This is a genomic window from Actinomycetospora corticicola, assembly GCF_013409505.1.
Classification (GTDB): Bacteria; Actinomycetota; Actinomycetes; order Mycobacteriales; family Pseudonocardiaceae; genus Actinomycetospora; species Actinomycetospora corticicola.
This window is the reverse complement of the sequence record NZ_JACCBN010000001.1, coordinates 5,079,559-5,095,639: the sequence shown is the minus strand read 5'-3', so window position 1 is coordinate 5,095,639 and position 16,081 is coordinate 5,079,559. Positions and strand designations below refer to the sequence as shown.

Annotated in this window: 12 protein-coding genes; 6 read left to right on the top strand and 6 right to left on the bottom strand. The window is 74.6% G+C overall.

Annotation, left to right across the window (positions count from 1 at the left end; all coding sequences use genetic code 11):
- The first annotated feature begins 12 nt into the window (after window positions 1–12).
- From BJ983_RS24740 to BJ983_RS24730, 3 genes are read left to right on the top strand one after another with little or no spacing between them, the layout of a single operon-like run.
- Window positions 13–987 carry a phosphotriesterase family protein gene (locus tag BJ983_RS24740; RefSeq protein ID WP_179796240.1) on the top strand — a complete coding sequence of 325 codons (975 nt, stop codon included), beginning with the start codon at window positions 13–15 and terminating at the stop codon, window positions 985–987.
- A gap of 34 nt (window positions 988–1,021) precedes the next feature.
- A complete protein-coding gene (locus BJ983_RS24735; protein ID WP_179796239.1) occupies window positions 1,022–1,537 on the top strand; it encodes an SRPBCC family protein in 516 nt (171 codons plus the stop codon).
- Window positions 1,534–2,568, top strand: coding sequence for an LLM class flavin-dependent oxidoreductase (locus tag BJ983_RS24730; RefSeq protein ID WP_179796238.1), 1,035 nt, complete (start codon window positions 1,534–1,536; stop codon window positions 2,566–2,568). Before BJ983_RS24735 ends, BJ983_RS24730 begins: the two co-directional genes overlap by 4 nt.
- On the opposite strand, the gene BJ983_RS24725 is transcribed toward BJ983_RS24730, so the two are convergent.
- The 3 genes from BJ983_RS24725 to BJ983_RS24715 are packed head-to-tail and all read right to left on the bottom strand — an operon-like array spanning window position 2,565 to window position 5,559.
- Window positions 2,565–3,200, bottom strand: a complete 636-nt coding sequence (locus tag BJ983_RS24725) for an LUD domain-containing protein (protein WP_179791920.1) — start codon at window positions 3,198–3,200, stop codon at window positions 2,565–2,567. The two genes, BJ983_RS24730 and BJ983_RS24725, sit on opposite strands and share 4 nt — an antisense overlap.
- Window positions 3,197–4,711, bottom strand: a complete 1,515-nt coding sequence (locus BJ983_RS24720; protein WP_179796237.1) for a LutB/LldF family L-lactate oxidation iron-sulfur protein — start codon at window positions 4,709–4,711, stop codon at window positions 3,197–3,199. The genes BJ983_RS24725 and BJ983_RS24720 overlap by 4 nt, the downstream gene beginning before the upstream one ends.
- On the bottom strand, window positions 4,708–5,559 hold the full coding sequence (locus tag BJ983_RS24715; RefSeq protein ID WP_179796236.1) for a (Fe-S)-binding protein: 852 nt from the start codon (window positions 5,557–5,559) through the stop codon (window positions 4,708–4,710). Before BJ983_RS24715 ends, BJ983_RS24720 begins: the two co-directional genes overlap by 4 nt.
- A gap of 268 nt (window positions 5,560–5,827) precedes the next feature.
- On the opposite strand from BJ983_RS24715, the gene BJ983_RS24710 reads away from it, so the two are divergent.
- The 3 genes from BJ983_RS24710 to BJ983_RS24700 all read left to right on the top strand — a co-directional run bounded on the left by BJ983_RS24710 (window position 5,828) and on the right by BJ983_RS24700 (window position 11,658).
- Complete coding sequence (locus BJ983_RS24710; protein WP_179796235.1) at window positions 5,828–8,440, top strand: helix-turn-helix transcriptional regulator; 2,613 nt, start codon at window positions 5,828–5,830, stop codon at window positions 8,438–8,440.
- A gap of 101 nt (window positions 8,441–8,541) precedes the next feature.
- Window positions 8,542–10,890 carry a DUF222 domain-containing protein gene (locus BJ983_RS31865; protein ID WP_179796234.1) on the top strand — a complete coding sequence of 783 codons (2,349 nt, stop codon included), beginning with the start codon at window positions 8,542–8,544 and terminating at the stop codon, window positions 10,888–10,890.
- Window positions 10,891–10,923: 33 nt separating this feature from the next.
- On the top strand, window positions 10,924–11,658 hold the full coding sequence (locus BJ983_RS24700; protein ID WP_179796233.1) for a metallophosphoesterase: 735 nt from the start codon (window positions 10,924–10,926) through the stop codon (window positions 11,656–11,658).
- A gap of 48 nt (window positions 11,659–11,706) precedes the next feature.
- Here the strand turns inward: BJ983_RS24700 and BJ983_RS24695 are convergent, their stop codons facing one another.
- From BJ983_RS24695 to BJ983_RS24685, 3 genes are all read right to left on the bottom strand, one after another.
- Window positions 11,707–12,498: an endonuclease V gene (locus tag BJ983_RS24695; protein WP_179796232.1), complete on the bottom strand. Its 792-nt coding sequence runs from the start codon at window positions 12,496–12,498 to the stop codon at window positions 11,707–11,709.
- A gap of 222 nt (window positions 12,499–12,720) precedes the next feature.
- Window positions 12,721–14,253, bottom strand: a complete 1,533-nt coding sequence (locus tag BJ983_RS24690) for a dynamin family protein (protein WP_179796231.1) — start codon at window positions 14,251–14,253, stop codon at window positions 12,721–12,723.
- Window positions 14,246–16,057 (bottom strand): dynamin family protein, encoded by a 1,812-nt coding sequence (locus tag BJ983_RS24685; protein ID WP_179796230.1) that lies wholly within the window; start codon window positions 16,055–16,057, stop codon window positions 14,246–14,248. The genes BJ983_RS24690 and BJ983_RS24685 overlap by 8 nt, the downstream gene beginning before the upstream one ends.
- Window positions 16,058–16,081 lie beyond the last annotated feature (24 nt).

Sequence of the window (16,081 nt, the reverse complement as noted above, 5' to 3'; positions counted from 1 at the left end):
GACGATGGCCGGATGGTGGCCACCGTGCGCGGAGACCGGGATCCCTCGCAGCTCGGGACGACGCTCATGCACGAGCACGTCTTCGTCCTCACCCCCGACCTGCTCGCGAACTACGGGGCGGACTACTGGGACGAGGAACTGCGCGTCGAGGACGCGATCACGAAGCTGCGCCGGCTGCGGGACCTCGGGGTGGAGACGATCGTGGACCCGACGGTGGTCGGGCTCGGCCGCTACGTGCCGCGCGTGGCCCGGGTGAACGCCGGGGTCGACCTCAACATCGTGGTGGCGACGGGGCTCTACACCTTCGCCGAGCTCCCCCGGCAGCTGCAGAACCTCGGACCGGGGACGCCGCTCGGCGGCCCGGAGCCCCTGACCACGATGTTCCTGCGTGACGTCCGCGAGGGCATCGGCGGGACCGACATCAGGGCGGCCCTGCTCAAGGGGGTCGTCGAGGAGGCCGGTCTGACGCCGGACCAGGCCCGGATCCACCGGGCGATCGCGGCCACCCATCGCGAGACCGGTGTCCCGATCACGGTCCACACCAACTCGGCGCACCGCACCGGCACGCTCGCCCTGGACTTCTACGCCGCCCACGGCGTCGACCTGACGAAGGTCGTGGTCGGCCACGCGGGCGACTCGAACGACCTGGACTACCTGCGCTCGCTCGCCGACCGCGGCGCCACGCTGGGCTGCGACCGCTTCGGGCTGGACAAGTTCAACACCACCGACCGCCGGGTGGCCACCGTCGCCGCCCTGTGCGCGGAGGGCTACGCGGACCGGATCGCGCTGTCCCACGACGCGTCCTGCTACATCGACTTCTACGCGGGCGACCACGGGCAGCAGGCGCTCCGGGCGGCGGCGCCGAACTGGCACTACGAGCACATCAGCCGCGACGTCCTGCCCGCCCTGCGCGCCGCCGGGGTCACCGACGCGCAGATCACGACGATGATGGTCGACAACCCCCGGCGGTACTTCACATCTGAGTAGCACGGGACAACTCAGTCCCTCTACGCTCCGGTCCGTGGAGTGGACCGGAGCGCGCTACGCCGACCAGCCCGAGGTGTCCGCGGACACCTGGATCGCCGCGCCGCCCGAGCGGGTCTGGCCGCTCGTCGCGGAGCTCGAGCGGATGCCGGCGCGCAGCACCGAGCTCGAGTCGCTGACGTGGCTGGGTGACGGGCCGGGCGCCGGCGCCCGCTTCCGCGGGCACAACGAGCACCCCTCGCTCGGCCGCTGGTCGGTGGAGGGCACGGTCGTCGAGTGCGACGCCCCGAGCCGCTTCGCCTGGGAGATGGACGGCGAGGACGCCCCGTCCGCGCGCTGGAGCTTCGACCTCGTTCCCGACGACGGGGGCACGCGGCTGACCCAGCGCGCCCGCATGGGCCCGGGCCGGTCGGGCCTGAGCCGGGCCATCGACGCGATGCCGGACAAGGAGCAGAAGATCGTGTTCGTGCGGCTGCGCGAGTTCGAGGCCGCGATCACCCGCACCCTCGAGGCCATCCGCGCGGAGGCCGAATCGTCGGACGAGCGCGCATGAGGACCGCGACCACCGTCGAGGCCGCGTCGGATCCCGACCTCGCCACCTTCGTCGTCGAGGCCGAGCGGATCGGGCTCGACGAGTGCTGGGTCGCCGAGGCGTGGGGCAGCGACGCGCCGTCGGTCCTCGGGTTCCTCGCCGCGCGGACGGAGCGGATGCGACTCGGGAGCGGCGTGATCCAGCTGGGGACCCGCTCCCCGGTGGCGATCGCCCAGGCCGCGCTGACCCTCGCGGAGCTCTCCGGCGGGCGGTTCTCGCTCGGGCTGGGCGCCTCCGGGCCGCAGGTGGTGGAGGGGCTGCACGGCGCGGAGTTCGCCCGTCCGCTGACCCGCATGCGCGAGACGATCGCCGTGATCCGCCAGGCGTTCGCGGGCGACAAGGTGTCCTTCACCGGGCGCTCGATCGCGATCCCGCGCCCCGGCGGCGAGGGCCGACCCATGCGCCTCTCGATGCGCGCGGACCCCGACATCCCGATCTACGTCGCGTCGCTCTCCCCGCGGATGCTGCGCCTGACCGGAGAGGTCGCGGACGGGTGGCTGGGCACCAGCTTCGTCCCCGAGGGCGCGGCCGCCTACCTCGAGCATCTCGACGCCGGGCTCGCGACGGCCGGGCGCGAGCGGAAGGACCTCACGGTCTGCCAGGGCGCCGAGGTCGCGTTCGCCGAGTCCCCCGAGGAGCTCACGACGATGGTGGCGGCCCGGAAGAAGGGCCTCGCGTTCTCCCTCGGCGGGATGGGCACGGCGAGCACGAACTTCTACCACGACGCCTACGCCCGACAGGGCTTCGCCGAGGTGGCCGAGGCGGCCCGGGAACGCTGGCAGGCGGGCGACCGCGACGGCGCGGCCGCCGTGGTGCCCGACGAGATGGTGCTGGCCACGACCCTGGTCGGCACCGAGGACATGGTCCGCGACCGTCTTCGGGTGTGGGCCGACGCCGGGGTCGACACCGTGCGGCTCTACCCCGCCGGCGACACCCTCGACGAGCGCCTCACCACGCTCGGCCGCGCGATCGACCTCGTCCGCGGTCTCTAGGGCCCGACGAGCACGACGTCGAGCCGCCGTGGGCCGTGCACGCCCTCGACGCGGTCGAGCTCGATGTCGCTCGTCGCCGACGGGCCGGACACGAACGTCAACGGCGACGACGGGTCCAGCCGGGCGATCGCCTCGGGCACCGAGCACACGACGTCGGCCGCCCGGATCACGCACACGTGGTGGTCCGGGACCAGCGTGATCGCCCGTCGACCCTGGTCGGAGGCGGCGGAGGCGAGGACGAACGTCCCCGTGTCGGCGATCGCCACGACCGCTCCGGTGATCACGGCGTCCACCGCGTCGAGCTCGTCGACCGCGAGCGGCGGGCCGTCCCGGCGCACCTCGCCGCCGTACCCGGTGAGCCATTCACCGGGCAGCCCCGGCGGCACGACGATGCTGCGCGCCTCGCTCAGCACGCCCGCGACGGCGTCGGCCACCCCGGCCTCGGTGTCGACCCGGTGCACCGTCGCCTTGTAGTCGGTGAGCGTCTCGTCGAGCCGCGCGAGCACCTCCGCGCTGCCCGGGGCGAGCGCGCCCGTCGTCCGGAACTCCCGGGTCACGACGACGGGCGACGCAGGCTTCCCGGCCTCCCGCGCGGCGCGGAGCCGGGCGAGCACCTCCTCGCGGGCGGTCACGCGTCCTCCCCGGTCGACGGTCCGGCTCCGCTGCGCTGCGTGTCCCCGTGGGTGCGCGACCACCACTGCCGGAACGTCTCCTGCGGCGGGGCCGGGAGGTCGCGGGCGTTCGTCCATCCCGACATCGGCCACGGCAGGCCGGTGATGCGACCCTTCCGACCGGCGAGGACCCGGCCGAGCCCGAGGGCCTTCTCGGCGAACTTGAACCGTGCGGGCGTCGTCATCGCGATCGCCATCGCCTGCATCGTGAGGTCCTGCGCGGTCGGTCGGGTGTGCGCCGCGACCGCCTCCGCGCGCTGCTGCACCAGCAGGTGCGGGATGTCGATGCGCACCGGGCAGGCGTCGAAGCACGCCCCGCACAGCGAGGAGGCGTACGGCAGCGAGGCGTTGACGTCGTCGGGACCGGAGATGCCGGTGAGCTGCGGGGACAGCACGGCCCCGATCGGCCCGGGGTAGATCGAGCCGTAGGCGTGCCCGCCGGTGCGTTCGTAGACCGGGCAGACGTTCAGGCACGCGGAGCAGCGGATGCAGTGCAGGGCCTGCCGTCCGTCGGGCGAGGCGAGGACGTTCGAGCGGCCGTTGTCGAGCAGCACGAGGTGGAAGGTCTGCGGTCCGTCGCCGGGGGTCACGCCGGTCCAGGTCGACGTGTAGGGGTTCATCCGCTCGCCGGTGGACGACCGCGGGAGCAGCTGGAGGAACACCTCGAGGTCGGACCACGTGGGCACGACCTTCTCCACGCCCATCACCGTGATGAGGGTGTCCGGCAGCGTCAGGCACATCCGGCCGTTGCCCTCGGACTCGACCACCGACAACGTGCCGGTCTCCGCGACGGCGAAGTTGACGCCGGAGATGCCCACCTTCGCCGTCAGGAACTTGCGCCGCAGGTGCGCCCGGGCGGCCATCGCGAGCCGGCGGGGCTCGTCGGTGAGCGCCGGGTCCACGCCCGGCATCTCGCGCAGGAAGATCTCGCGGATCTCGGCGCGGTTGCGGTGGATCGCGGGGACGAGGAAGTGCGACGGTCGGTCGTGCGAGAGCTGCACGATCAGCTCGGCCAGGTCGGTCTCGAACGCCGCGACCCCGGCCGCCTCGAGGGCCTCGTTGAGCCCGGTCTCCTGGGTGGCCATCGACTTGACCTTGACCACCTCGTCGGCGCCCGTCCCGCGCACGAGGTCGACGACGATCCGGTTGGCCTCCTCGGCGTCCCGGGCCCAGTGGACGTGCCCGCCGCGCGCGGTGACCTGCTCCTCGAGCTGGACCAGCAGCTCGGGCAGGCGCGCCATGGTGTCGGCCTTGATCGACTCCCCGGCCCGGCGCAGCTCCTCCCAGTCGTCGACCTCGCCGACGACGGCGGCCCGCTTCGCCCGGATGGTGCGCGTCGCGTGCCCGAGGTTGCGGCGCAGCTGCGTGTCCGCGAGGGCCTTGTGGGCGGCCTTCGGGAACGACTCGGTGCCGCGCAGGTGGCCGTGCGGGTCCGACGCGACGGTCGGCATGCCCAGCTGGACGGTCGTCATCGCGCCACCCCGTGTCCGTGGGCCGCTCCCGCGGCCTCGCCCGTGCGCTGCGTGGAACGACTCCCCGCCCCGCCGCCGACCACCGCGTCCACCGAGGCGTCCCCCTCGTCGGTCGAGGCGAGGATCTCCGCCAGGTGCACCGTCCGGACGCCCGAGCGCAGCCGGGACAGGCCCCCGCCGATGTGCATGAGGCACGACGAGTCGCCGGCGGTGCACACCTCGGCCCGCGACGAGAGCACGTTGGCCATCTTGTCCGCCAGCATCGCCGTCGAGGTCTCGGCGTTCTTCACCGCGAACGTCCCCCCGAAGCCGCAGCACACCTCGGCCTCGGGCAGCTCCACCAGCTGCAGGCCGCGCACGTGGCGCAGCAGCTGCAACGGCTTGTCCCCGACCCGCAGCATCCGCAGCGAGTGGCACGTCGGGTGGTAGGTCACGCGGTGCGGGTAGTAGGCCCCGACGTCCGTCAGCCCGAGCACGTCGACCAGCAGCTCGGAGAGCTCGTAGGTCCGCGCCGCGCCGTGCTCGGCCGCCTGCGCGAGCCCCTCGTCGCCGGCCCGCCGCGCGACCATCGCGTGCTGGTGGCGCACACACCCCACGCACGAGCCCGACGGCGCGACGATCGCGTCCACCCCGTCGTCGAGGGCACCAGCGAACACCTCGACGTGGTGGCGCACCACCGGCAGTGCCGTGTCCAGGTAGCCGGTGTTGACGTGCATCTGTCCGCAGCAGGTCTGGTCGGCCGGGAAGACCACCTCGTGGCCGAGCCGTTCGAGCAGCTGCACCGTCGCGATCGGTGCCTGCGGGAACATCGCGTCCCCCAGGCACGTCGCGACGACGGCGATCCGCATGGGCGGTCCTTCCCAACGGCGGGTGGTGGTCTTCCGAGTCTGCCCGGTCCGCCGGAACGGCGCTCAGCGTCACGGTCGTCGCGCGCCGTCGCCCGCAGGTGTAGCCATGGTGTCACGCTCCGCATGCAGTAGTCGCCGTTCCGACTACTGCACTGCGCCGCGAACCGTTCCGTCGTCACCGACCGTCGTCGACAATCCCCGACATGTCTGACATCGCGCTCCCCGCGGCGAGGCGGGGCCGCGCGATCCATCGTCGGGAACGCTGACGATGACGGGCCGGCTGCGGGCGGCGGGGGGCGAGGAGGTCGAGGCGGCGCGCGACCCGATGGTCGCGGGCCTGCCGGGGGCGGTGGGGCTGCTGGGCGCCCACCGCGCCGACCCCCGCGCGCCGCTCGCGGCCGCGGTCGTCGGGCCGGGTGGGGCGGGGAAGAGCGCGGTGATCTCCGCGCTCGTCCGCTCGGCCCGACGACGGGGGGTGAGCACCCGGCGGATCCGCTCCGGCGACACCGTGCCGTTCCCCTCCGACGAGGACGCCCTGCTGCTCGTCGACGACGCCCATGCCCTCGACGAGGCCACCCTCGCCGAGCTCACCGACGTCGCGGACGACCCGGACGCCCGGCTCGTGGTCACCGCACGGCCCTGGCCCTGCCCCCGCGCGCTGTCGACGTTGTGGCTCGCGCTCGGCCGGGAGCGCGCCCCGGTGACCCTCGAACCGCTGACCGTCGCCGGGACCGCCGACCGCGCATCGGCCGTGCTCGGGTCGCGGTGCCCACCCGCCCTCGCGGCCACGCTGCGCCGGCTCTCCGGGGGCTCCCCCGCGGTCGTCGACCGTCTCGTCACCCAGATCCGCGACGCCGGGCCGCGCGGGGTGTCGGCCGCGGCCGAGCGGGGCTCGCAGGAGATCCCGCCCGGCGTCCTCGACCTGTTCCGCCACGAGATCGGCGGGCTCGACGACGGGACCCGGCGGCTGCTGCTGGCCCTCGCCGTCGGGGCGCCGCGGGTCCCTGCTGCGCTCGCGGACGTCCTCGAGGTGGACCGCACGACCCTCGAGGACCAGCGCGAACGGGCCCGCGCGAGCGGTCTGCTGCTGCCCGCCCCGGACGCTCCCACGGAGCTCGGCGCCCCGACGGAGGCCGTCCCACCACTGGCCCGACGGGGCCTCGTCCGCTTCACGGCCGCCGACGAGCGCCTCGACCTGGAACGCCGCATCGCCGAGCAGGCGCTCGCCCGGGGCGCCTCGGTGCTCGGCCCGGCCCGGCGGCTGCTCGGCTCCGGGCTGCGCGGGGACGACCTGGCGCGGGTGTTCACCGCGGCCGGCGACGAGGCGCTGGCGTCCGCCCCGCACCTCGCGGGCGCGCTGTACGCCGACGCCGTGGCCGCCGGGGCGCCGCCCGGGTCGGTCGTCCTGCGCCGGGCGGAGGCGGCGGCGCTCGCGGGTGACCTCGACACCGCCCTGCGCCTCGCCGACCCGCTCACCGCCGACCTCGACGACCGGGAACGCGCGCGGGCCGTCACGGTCGTCGCCGCGGTGATGGCCCACCGCGGGACCGGGCGCTGGGGCGCCGAGATGCTGGCGGCGGAGCCGGGGCTGCGGACGCTGGCCGCACCGGGCCTCGTCGGGACCGGGGACCGCGCGCGGGCCGACGCCCTCCCCGAGGGCGGGTCGGCGTTCGGGTCCACCACCGTGCGCTCGGCCGTCGCCCTCACCGCCGAGGGGGTCCTGACGTCGCTGCGTCCGGACCCGGGGGCCGCGACGGCGGCGCTCTCCGAGCTCACCCGCGCCGCGTCGTTGCTCGAACCGCTCGGCTCCGGCGTGCTCCTGCCCGACTCCCCGGCAGCCCTGGCCGCTCTGGTCGCCCTGCACGCCGGTGAGGTCGACGTCGCCGAGTCCGTGCTGAACCGGGCCGTCGCGACCACACCCGGAGGACCCGCCCTCGCGCCGCGGCACCAGCTGCTGCTCGCCTGGGTCGCGATGGTGCGCGGCGACGTCGGCGGCATCCGCGCGCACGTGACGGCCGCCCGCGCCGCCCGCCCGCTGGAGCCCCGCGACGAGTTGTCCGCCGCCGCCCTCGAGGTCGCCGTGGCCCGTCGGACCGGCGACTCGGCGGGCCTGAAGGCCGGGTGGAGCCGGGCGCGGGAGGCCCTCGTCCGGCACCCGGTCGACCTGTTCGTGCTCCTCCCCCTCGGGGAACTGCTCGTCGGGGCGGCCCGGCTGCGGGAGCGCTCGGCGGTGCGGGTGGCCTGGGACGCCGCCGACGCGCTGCTGACGTCGCTGGGCGATCCGCCGCTCTGGCGGGCCACCACCAGCTGGTACGGCCTCGCCGCCGCCGTCACCGCGGAGGACACCGGGGAGGTCGGGCGTCAACTGGCCGCGTTGCGGGCGGTGGAGCACTCGTCGGTCCTGGCCGGCGCCCTCACCCGGTGCGCCGAGGTGTGGTCGGCGGCGCTGGGGGGCGTCGTCGACGCGGCGGCGGTGGAGAACGCTGCCCGCGGACTCCACCGGCTCGGCTGGACGTGGGACGGCGCGCGCCTCGCCGGGGAGGCGGCCATCCGGACCCGCGACCGGCGCGACATGGCGACCCTGCTCGCCTGCGCCCGTTCCCTGGCCGACTCGGGCCGCTCCCCCGCCGACGGCACGGAGGCGATCCCGACGCCGGGTCCGGTCCCCGAGGCCGGGGACGTCGCGCTCTCCGAGCGCGAGCGGGAGGTCGCCCGCCTGGTCCTCGCCGGGTTGACCCACAAGCAGATCGGCGCGCAGCTCTACATCTCCGCCAAGACCGTCGAGCACCACGTCGCCCGGATCCGGCAGCGGCTCGGCTCGACCAGCCGCGGGGAACTGTTCGCCCGACTGCGGGAGCTGGTGGGCGGCCCGGGGTCGTGAGTGCGGGCAGCAGGATCGTGACCGGTTCGTGATCTTCGCGAGTACTCCGAGCTGGGCTTTCCCGGCCGTGACTGTCGGGGGTTCGTCCTAGTGTTCGAACTATGGCGGTGGAGGCGGGGTTCGCGGTCGGGGACGGGGTGTTCGACACCCCGCTGCCCGCCGTCCCGCTGACCGACCCGCGGGAGAGCGTCGGTCAGGAGTGTGAGGCCGGGTTGGTGGCCTGGCAGGCCCGGTTGACCCACGACGAGTGGCGCCGCGCGTGCTGGATGCTCGAGACCGCCCGCGCGCGGGCCGACACGCTGCAGCGCTGGCCCGACCCGGACGCGCGGGTCATCGCGGCGGCGTTGGGGTGGTCGGTCACGATGGCCGCCGCCCGTCTTGAGACCGCGGCCGGGGCTCTGGAACGGCTGCCGCGGCTCGGTGCGGCGATGTGTGAGGGCTGGTTGGAGCACGCCAAGGCCGCGGTGTTCGTGTCCGGTCTGCGGGATGTGACCGATGAGCAGGCCGCGGTGGTGGTGGACCGGTTGATCGGGGCCGCCCCGAAGCTGGGGATGTTCGAGCTGGGGCAGCGGGTCGCCGCGGCGGTCGCCGACGTCGACCCATTGGGCGCGGAGAACCGGCGCAACGCCGCGGTGGCCCGCTCGCGGGTGTCGACGCGGATCGCGCCGTCGGGCGCGGCGGAGATCCACGGCCTGGACTTGGACCCGGGGATGGCGATACCGGCGTTCGAGCGGATCCTCGCGGTCGCCGAGGTGGCCCTCGAGCAGTTGAAGGCCGCGGGGTCGTCGGTGGGGCCGGCGAAGGTGCAGGCCCAGGTCTATCTCCGGCTGCTGCACGGCTGCCCCGACGGCTCGGACGACCTCGCGGTCGCCGCGCAGGTCGTCCTGGACCTCACCCCGACCCCGCCGGCGCAGGACCCGATCGACCTCGACGACCTCCCCGACGGTCCCGACGACCTCCCCGATGACGGGCCGGACGATCGCGGTCCCGACAGCAATGGTCACGACGGCGCTGGCCCCGACGGCGATGGCCCCGACGGCGATGGCCCCGACGGCGATGGCCCCGACGATGGCGGCTCCGGCGGCGGCGCCGACGACGGCGATTCCGAAGACCTGAACGACAACAGCGAGCCTCATGGCGAGCCGGTTGGCTCGAACGAGGACCGCGCCGACGACCGCCGCGATGGCTCGAACGACAGCGGCTCGAACGACAGCGGCTCGAACGACGGCATCTCCGGTGCTGCCGATTCCCGCGGTGAACAGCCCGCCCCCTCCGGTCCTGACGAGTCCGTCGACGACGCGGCTCACGGGTCCAAGGGATCGGGCGATGACGGACGGGCGGTCGATCGGGGCAGCGCTGACGCCCCGGACGACGCGTGGCCGGGCTGGACGGCGACCCCGTCGCCGCAGCCCTCACCGGCCGGGTGGCAGCCCGGGGACCCCGAACCCGACCCACCGCCACCGGACACCCCCGACCCGCGGATCCCGACCACCGACCCGCCGCCGCCCCTGGCCGCGCGGCTGACCGAACGCGGGCTGGTGTTCTCCCCGGCCACGTTGCGCACCACCTGGGCGACCGTGCTCGGGCTCGAACGCGCCCACGGCCGCCTCCGCGCCGGCACGTTGACCGGGTGGGACGCCTACCGCGCCGCCTGGACCCGAACGTGTGCCCAGTGGCGGGTCCTGCTCTACAACGACATCGGTGCACTGCAATGGGTGCTGCTCGTGCGGCCGCCGCTTCAACCCGACGCCGACCCGCGATATCGCCGACAGGTCGTCGAACTCACCGCCCACACGCGCGAGGTCGACGCCCTCGACCTCGACGCTCCTGACGACGATGGATCACTGGTGGGGATCTGGGCCGAGCTGGCCCGCCGCACGAAGCAGGCGCTGGCTGCGGCCCGCGCCCGGCCACCCGAGGAACACCCCGCGGTCACGACCCGCGACGCCGGGAACCGGTTCCCCGGAGCCGAGCTGACCCGCTGGATCCACGCCCGCGACTACACCAGCCGCTTCCCCATGTCCACCGTGCCCGCCGTGGCCTGCCCCATCGACCACACCCACGACCACACCCTCGGCGGCCCCACCCAGGCCGACAACCTCGGCCCCCTCTCCGTGGGCGACCACCTCCGCAAACACGACCCGCTCTCCGGGTGGACCGTCCGCCAGACCCGCCCCGGCCGCTTCGTCTGGACCGCGCCCACCGGCACCCACCACACCGTCGAACCCGACTCCTACCGGCCCCTCCGGCCGGTCGCGCGCGCCCCGTTCGACCACGGCATCACCGACACCCGCACCGAACCCCGACCCCAGACCCCCTGGCGGCCCCGCACCGACCGCCACGGGCACATCACCGACGCCCAACGCCACACCCTCGACGAACTCGACCGCCGACGACGACACAAAGAACGACGACCCCCGAACCCCTTCGACGACGACCCGCCCTTCTAGACGGGACGGCCTCCCGGGCAGCACGGTGCACGCATGCTCGTGGCGCACCTGTCGGACCTGCACCTGGACCCCGACCGCCCGGAGACCCTCCACCGCGCCGAGCGGGTCGTCGATCACGTGCGGTCACTCGAGCCGCAGCCGGATCTCGTCCTGGTGACCGGGGACGTCGCCGATCACGGCACCGACGAGGAGTACGCGCATGCTTCAGCGCTCCTCGACGGGCTCGACGCGCACCTCGTGCCGGGCAACCACGACCGGCGGCCGGCCATGCGCGCGATGCTCGACCACACACGGACCGACGAGCCGATCACGGCGACACTCGCCATCGGCAGCGTCACCGTGGTGCTCGCCGACTCGCACGTCCCCGGGCACGACCACGGGGAACTCGCCGACGAGAGCCGGGCTCGGATCGCCGCTGCGGCCGAGCGGCCCGGCGTCCTGGTGGTCGCGCTGCACCACCCGCCGATGCCCGTCGGGAGCGGGCTGTTGAATCCCATCCGGCTGCTCGACGCCGAGCCGCTGCTCGGGCCGCTCCGGGATCGCGCGGACCCGTCGATCGTGCTCTGCGGCCACGCCCACACGGCCCTCGCGACCAGCGTCGACGGCATCGCGGTGCGCATCGCCCCGGGTGTGGCGTCGACGCTCCGGCTGCCCTGCGAGCCGCACCCGGACACCCTCGACCGGAGCGCGCCCCCGGGGTTCGCCCTGCACCTGCTCGACGAGCACACGGGGGACCTCACGACCCACGTCCGCATGCTCGCGCCGTGAGGGGGACGCGTCCCGGACCCGACCCCCGTCGGGTCCGGGACGCGAGGATCAGGAGGCCGTGCCTGCGGCCCCGGCACCGACGACGGCGGGCACCGGCAGCGGGCCGGAGGAGATGCGCGGGGCCGGGAACGGCCCGTCGTCGGGAAGGGTCCCGACGGCGGGTCCGCGCCGGAACTCGAGCGTCATCGGCTCGAAGCCGAGCAGCCGCTGGAAGTGGCGCAGTCCGGCGTCGAGCCAGAGCGCCGTGTCGACGGCGAGGTGGCGGACGCCGCGCTCGATGAGCTCGCCGACCAGGTGGGCCGAGAGCAGGTAGCGGGCGGGGCCGGCCTCGCGGTCGGGAGCCGAAAGCATGAGGTCGAGCCGGGCGAAGGTGCCGTCGACGGAGGTGAGGGCGATGACCTCGGTCGCGTCGTCGGCGTCGCGGGCCACCCAGGCCTGCACCACGCCGTCGACGAGGTCGGTCCGGACGCCGGGGAGCAGCTCCTCCTCGTCCCGCGCCCGCAGCAGGGCCGCGATACGGACCTCGGCCTCGACGCGGCCCATCCGACGGCAGGTGACGCCGGCCTCGCGGGCCCGGCGGCTGTTGGTGCGCAGGGCCTGCTTCGAGCGGCCGCGCAGGTAGTCCTCGGGCGAGCCGGGCAGGGCAAGCACGGAGACCGCGAGGCGCCGCGGGACCCCGGAGCGTGCCCCGTCGTACTTCGCCGCCATCCGGTCGCCGCCGACCGAGTCCGAGCAGGTCACGGTGAGCTGAGGGAGGTCGGCCAGAGCCGGGACCCGCTCCCGGACCGCCGGGACCGCGCACGCGACGGTCGCCGCCGTCCGCCGCAGTCGACCTTGCATCCGGTGCCGGCGCTGCAAGGCCTCGCCGAGACGCACGAACTCAGGATCCGCCAACCCGCTGCCTGCCGAGCCCACACACGCCTCCGTCGTCGGGGGTCCGCCCCACCGCGAGACGATCACGGCGGGCGCTGTCCACCACCGTCAACGGCGCGTCCGTATGGCCTTCCTGATACTCCGATTGGTGTACTGACTCTGCGTCCGTAAGCACCACTCGTTCGAGTGTCAGGTCGCCGCGATCGTCGCCAGCATCCCCTCGCAGCTCCGGACGACGACCGCGCAGGCGTCCACCGTCGCGCGGTCGGACACCGGGTTGGCCGCCCGGCGCCGCCACCGTCCGAGCGCCTCGACCACCACCTGCCGTCGGGTCGCGGCGTCGACGTCGTCGGGCAGCCCCAGGCGGGCCGGCAGCCGCGACCCGTTCCCGCCGACCAGCCGCTCGGCCTCCTCGCGGGCCTCCGCGGGCAGGGGGACGGACCGGGAGCGGAGGGCGGCGAGCAGCCGCAGCTCTGCGAACTCGTGGGCGCTCGCCACCAGGCGCTCGACCTCGGTGGCCAGGCGTGCCCCCGCGGGCCGCGGTTCGCGCTGGACCACCAGCTCCACGGCGAGCAGGGCCGAGCGCGCCTTCAGCAGCTCCCGGCGCTCCCCGAACTGCGTCGCGAGCACCTCGCGCAGGTCGTCCAGGCCGCTGGCGGCGACCAGCTCGGCGGACAGCCGTGCGGCGTCCGGGGCGTGGTCGCGTAGGGCCGCGATCGCCGTCCGGATGCCGTAGACGCCGAGCCGGGTCAGGAGGAGACGACGGGTCGCGGACTCCGGGACGCCGGTGCCGAGCCGGTCGACCAGCGAGTCCGGCGGGGTGACGAAGCGGTCGGCCGAGAGCAGGAGGGCGTCGGTGACCTCCGGGGGCAGCGCCGCGAGCGCCCGCAGCGCGAGGTACTCGTCCTGGCGCATCGTCCGGCCGGCCAGCGCGACGAGACCGGCGACCGCGACGACCGTCTGGCAGAGCGCGGCGATCTTCTCGTCGGTGCGGTAGCGCCCGGCGATCCGGCGGGCGGACGACAACGCGTCGAGCCGTCCGGCGCCGATCTCGTCGGCCCGGGACAGGACGGCGATCGTGGACACCGGGGTCGCGCGCGCGACGTGCCGGTCGTGGAAGGACTCGAGGAAGCGCGCGTCCGCCGAGTGCAGGTGTCGCATGAGGTAGAGGACGGCGTCGGCCTCGCTGGGCGCCTCGTCGGAGGACAGGAACCGGCTCGCGCGGGCCGACGTGTCGACGCTCGTCGAGGCGATGCCCGGCGTGTCGATGAGCGAGGTCGACCGCAGGCCGGAGGAGGGCCAGTCGACGGTGAGGCGGTCCACCGTGGCGGGGTCGGCACCGTCGAGGTCCACGACGAGACCACCGCGTTCCGAGCGCCGGGTCCGGAGCTGGCGCGGCGGGCCCTGCATCGGGTGCAGCAGGATGCGGGGGCTCGGGCCGTCCTGGTACCAGGTGACCACCCGGGTGCACTCCCCCGCGTCGGTCGCCGCGATCTCCTCCCCCACCAGGGCGTTGAGCAGCGTCGACTTGCCGGCCTTCACCTTCCCGGCGATGGCGAGCCGCAACGGCTCGTCGAGACGGTCGAGGTGGTGCCGCAGCCAGCCCGCCGCCCGCGGGCTGTCGCCGTAGGCCTCGAGCGCGTTCCGCAACAGGGTGCGGGTCCGGTCGCCGAGCCCGGCGGTGGACGTGGTGGAGGCCGTGGACGTCGGGGACTCAGTCATGGGCGACCAGGGCCCTCGCCTTCTTCTCCAGGGTGGCGAGGCGGTCCAGCTCCGCCGAGAGGTTGCGGGCCCGTTCCTCCCGCTCGCTGGTCACCGTGTTCACCGCCGCCTGGGCGGAGGCCACCGACTCCGACATGGACGTCGACACCTGCTGCGCGATCTCCTGGAAGTGGTCGCGCAGTGCGCGTTGGACGCCCCGGAGCATGTCGCGGGAGTCCTTGCCGACCTGGAAGGTGACGTCGTCGATGTGCCGGCGCACCGCCTGCTTCGCGTCCGACCGCCGCCGCTCGAGGAGCCGCTTGCGCTCGTCCCGCACGCCCTTCGCCCCGAGGAGCAGGGCGGCCGCACCGGTGATCGGGTTCAGCATCGCCATCCCGGCGAGGCTCGTGATCAGGCCGAACATCATCACGCCGCCCTGGCCGCCCCGCATCCCGGTGATCAGGGCGCTCCCGAGGTGCAGCTTCGCCATCTCCGGCCGGACCAGCGGATGCACCTGACCGTTCCCGGACGGCGAGCGGCGCGACAGGTCGGGCAGGGCCACCTGGCCGCCCGCGACGAAGTGGTCGGCGACGAGGAGGGAGAGGTGCTGCGCCCGCTGGCTCGCCCACACGAAGTTCGTCGAGGCCGACTGGGCGACGGCGGCGTGCAGCCACTCGGCGAACTGGTCCCAGACCTCGGCGGGGTCCTCCGTCTCCAGGTGTTCCTCGGCCTCCTTCTGCAGGGCCCGCATCCGGTCCCGCAGGTCGTGGTCGATGTCGGACTGGAGGTCGCCGAAGCCGTCGTTGAGCGTCGTCTGCCAGCGCGCGGAGCGGGCCTTCAGGTCCTCCGCCCGCTGCTTGGCCTGCTGCAGCTGCGCGATCAACCGGTCGGCCCCGACGGGATCCGCCTGCGCCTGCAGCTCGGCCCGCATGCGGTAGGAGATCTGCTCGACGATCGCGACGACGTCGTCGGAGGCCGCCCGGCGGTCGTTCCGTTCGGACTGCGCGAGCACCTGCTCGCGGAGGTAGGTCACGAGCGCCTTGAACCCGGACTCCTCGTTCAACGCCGCGTCGTTGGAGGCCGCGGCGGCCCGCCGCAGCACCGAGGAGACCGGGAGCAGGGGGACCCGGACGCCCCGACGGTCCAGGTGGCCCCGGTCGAGTTCCACGATCCGGCGCCACTCCGGATAGAGGTCGGTCTTCGTGACCACGCACGCGACCGTCGGGCACAGCGCCGTCGCCTGCTGGAGGAACCGCAGCTCGGGAGCGGTGTACTCGGTCGCGCTGTCCGACACGAGCAGCACCGCGTCGGCGGTCGGGAGCGCCGCCATCGTCATCGCGCCGTGGGCAGAGCCGAGCCCGCCCACACCGGGGGTGTCGACGACGACGAGCCCGGTCGAGAGCAGCTTCCGCGGGACCGTCACCTCGACGTGGCTCACGTGCTCCCGGTTGCCGGGGTTGCCCGCCTCGGAGACGTAGCGCTGGAGATCGGTGAAGGGGACGTCGGTGCGCTCGGCGCGGACCTCGCCGGACGGACCGGCCGACTCCCGGACGACCGTCACCGACGGGTTCCCGTCGGTGTAGCGGACCGCCGTGGTCACCGCCGTCGCGATGTCGTCGTCCACCGGGCAGATGTCGGCGGACACCAGGGCGTTGACCAGGGCGCTCTTCCCCTGCTTGAACTCCCCGACGACGAGCACCCGCACGTCCGGGTCGGCCACCCGCCGTCGCGTCGCGTCGAGGCGTTCGGTGAGGTCGGGACGGTGATAGGCGGTGGTCGCCTTCTTCGCGAGGTCGATCAGATCCAGGGCCGGCGTCGACGCCACGGGGTGCTCCTTCCGGACGGGGCT

Bases quoted from the DNA above. Each gene is read 5' to 3' on its own strand.
- BJ983_RS24690 (WP_179796231.1), bottom strand. From the start codon at position 14,253: ATGACTGAGTCCCCGACGTCCACGGCCTCCACCACGTCCACCGCCGGG.
- BJ983_RS24740 (WP_179796240.1), top strand. From the start codon at position 13: ATGGTGGCCACCGTGCGCGGAGACCGGGATCCCTCGCAGCTCGGGACG.
- BJ983_RS24695 (WP_179796232.1), bottom strand. From the start codon at position 12,498: ATGCAAGGTCGACTGCGGCGGACGGCGGCGACCGTCGCGTGCGCGGTC.
- BJ983_RS24730 (WP_179796238.1), top strand. From the start codon at position 1,534: ATGAGGACCGCGACCACCGTCGAGGCCGCGTCGGATCCCGACCTCGCC.
- BJ983_RS24700 (WP_179796233.1), top strand. From the start codon at position 10,924: ATGCTCGTGGCGCACCTGTCGGACCTGCACCTGGACCCCGACCGCCCG.
- BJ983_RS31865 (WP_179796234.1), top strand. From the start codon at position 8,542: ATGGCGGTGGAGGCGGGGTTCGCGGTCGGGGACGGGGTGTTCGACACC.
- BJ983_RS24710 (WP_179796235.1), top strand. From the start codon at position 5,828: ATGACGGGCCGGCTGCGGGCGGCGGGGGGCGAGGAGGTCGAGGCGGCG.
- BJ983_RS24720 (WP_179796237.1), bottom strand. From the start codon at position 4,711: ATGACGACCGTCCAGCTGGGCATGCCGACCGTCGCGTCGGACCCGCAC.
- BJ983_RS24715 (WP_179796236.1), bottom strand. From the start codon at position 5,559: ATGCGGATCGCCGTCGTCGCGACGTGCCTGGGGGACGCGATGTTCCCG.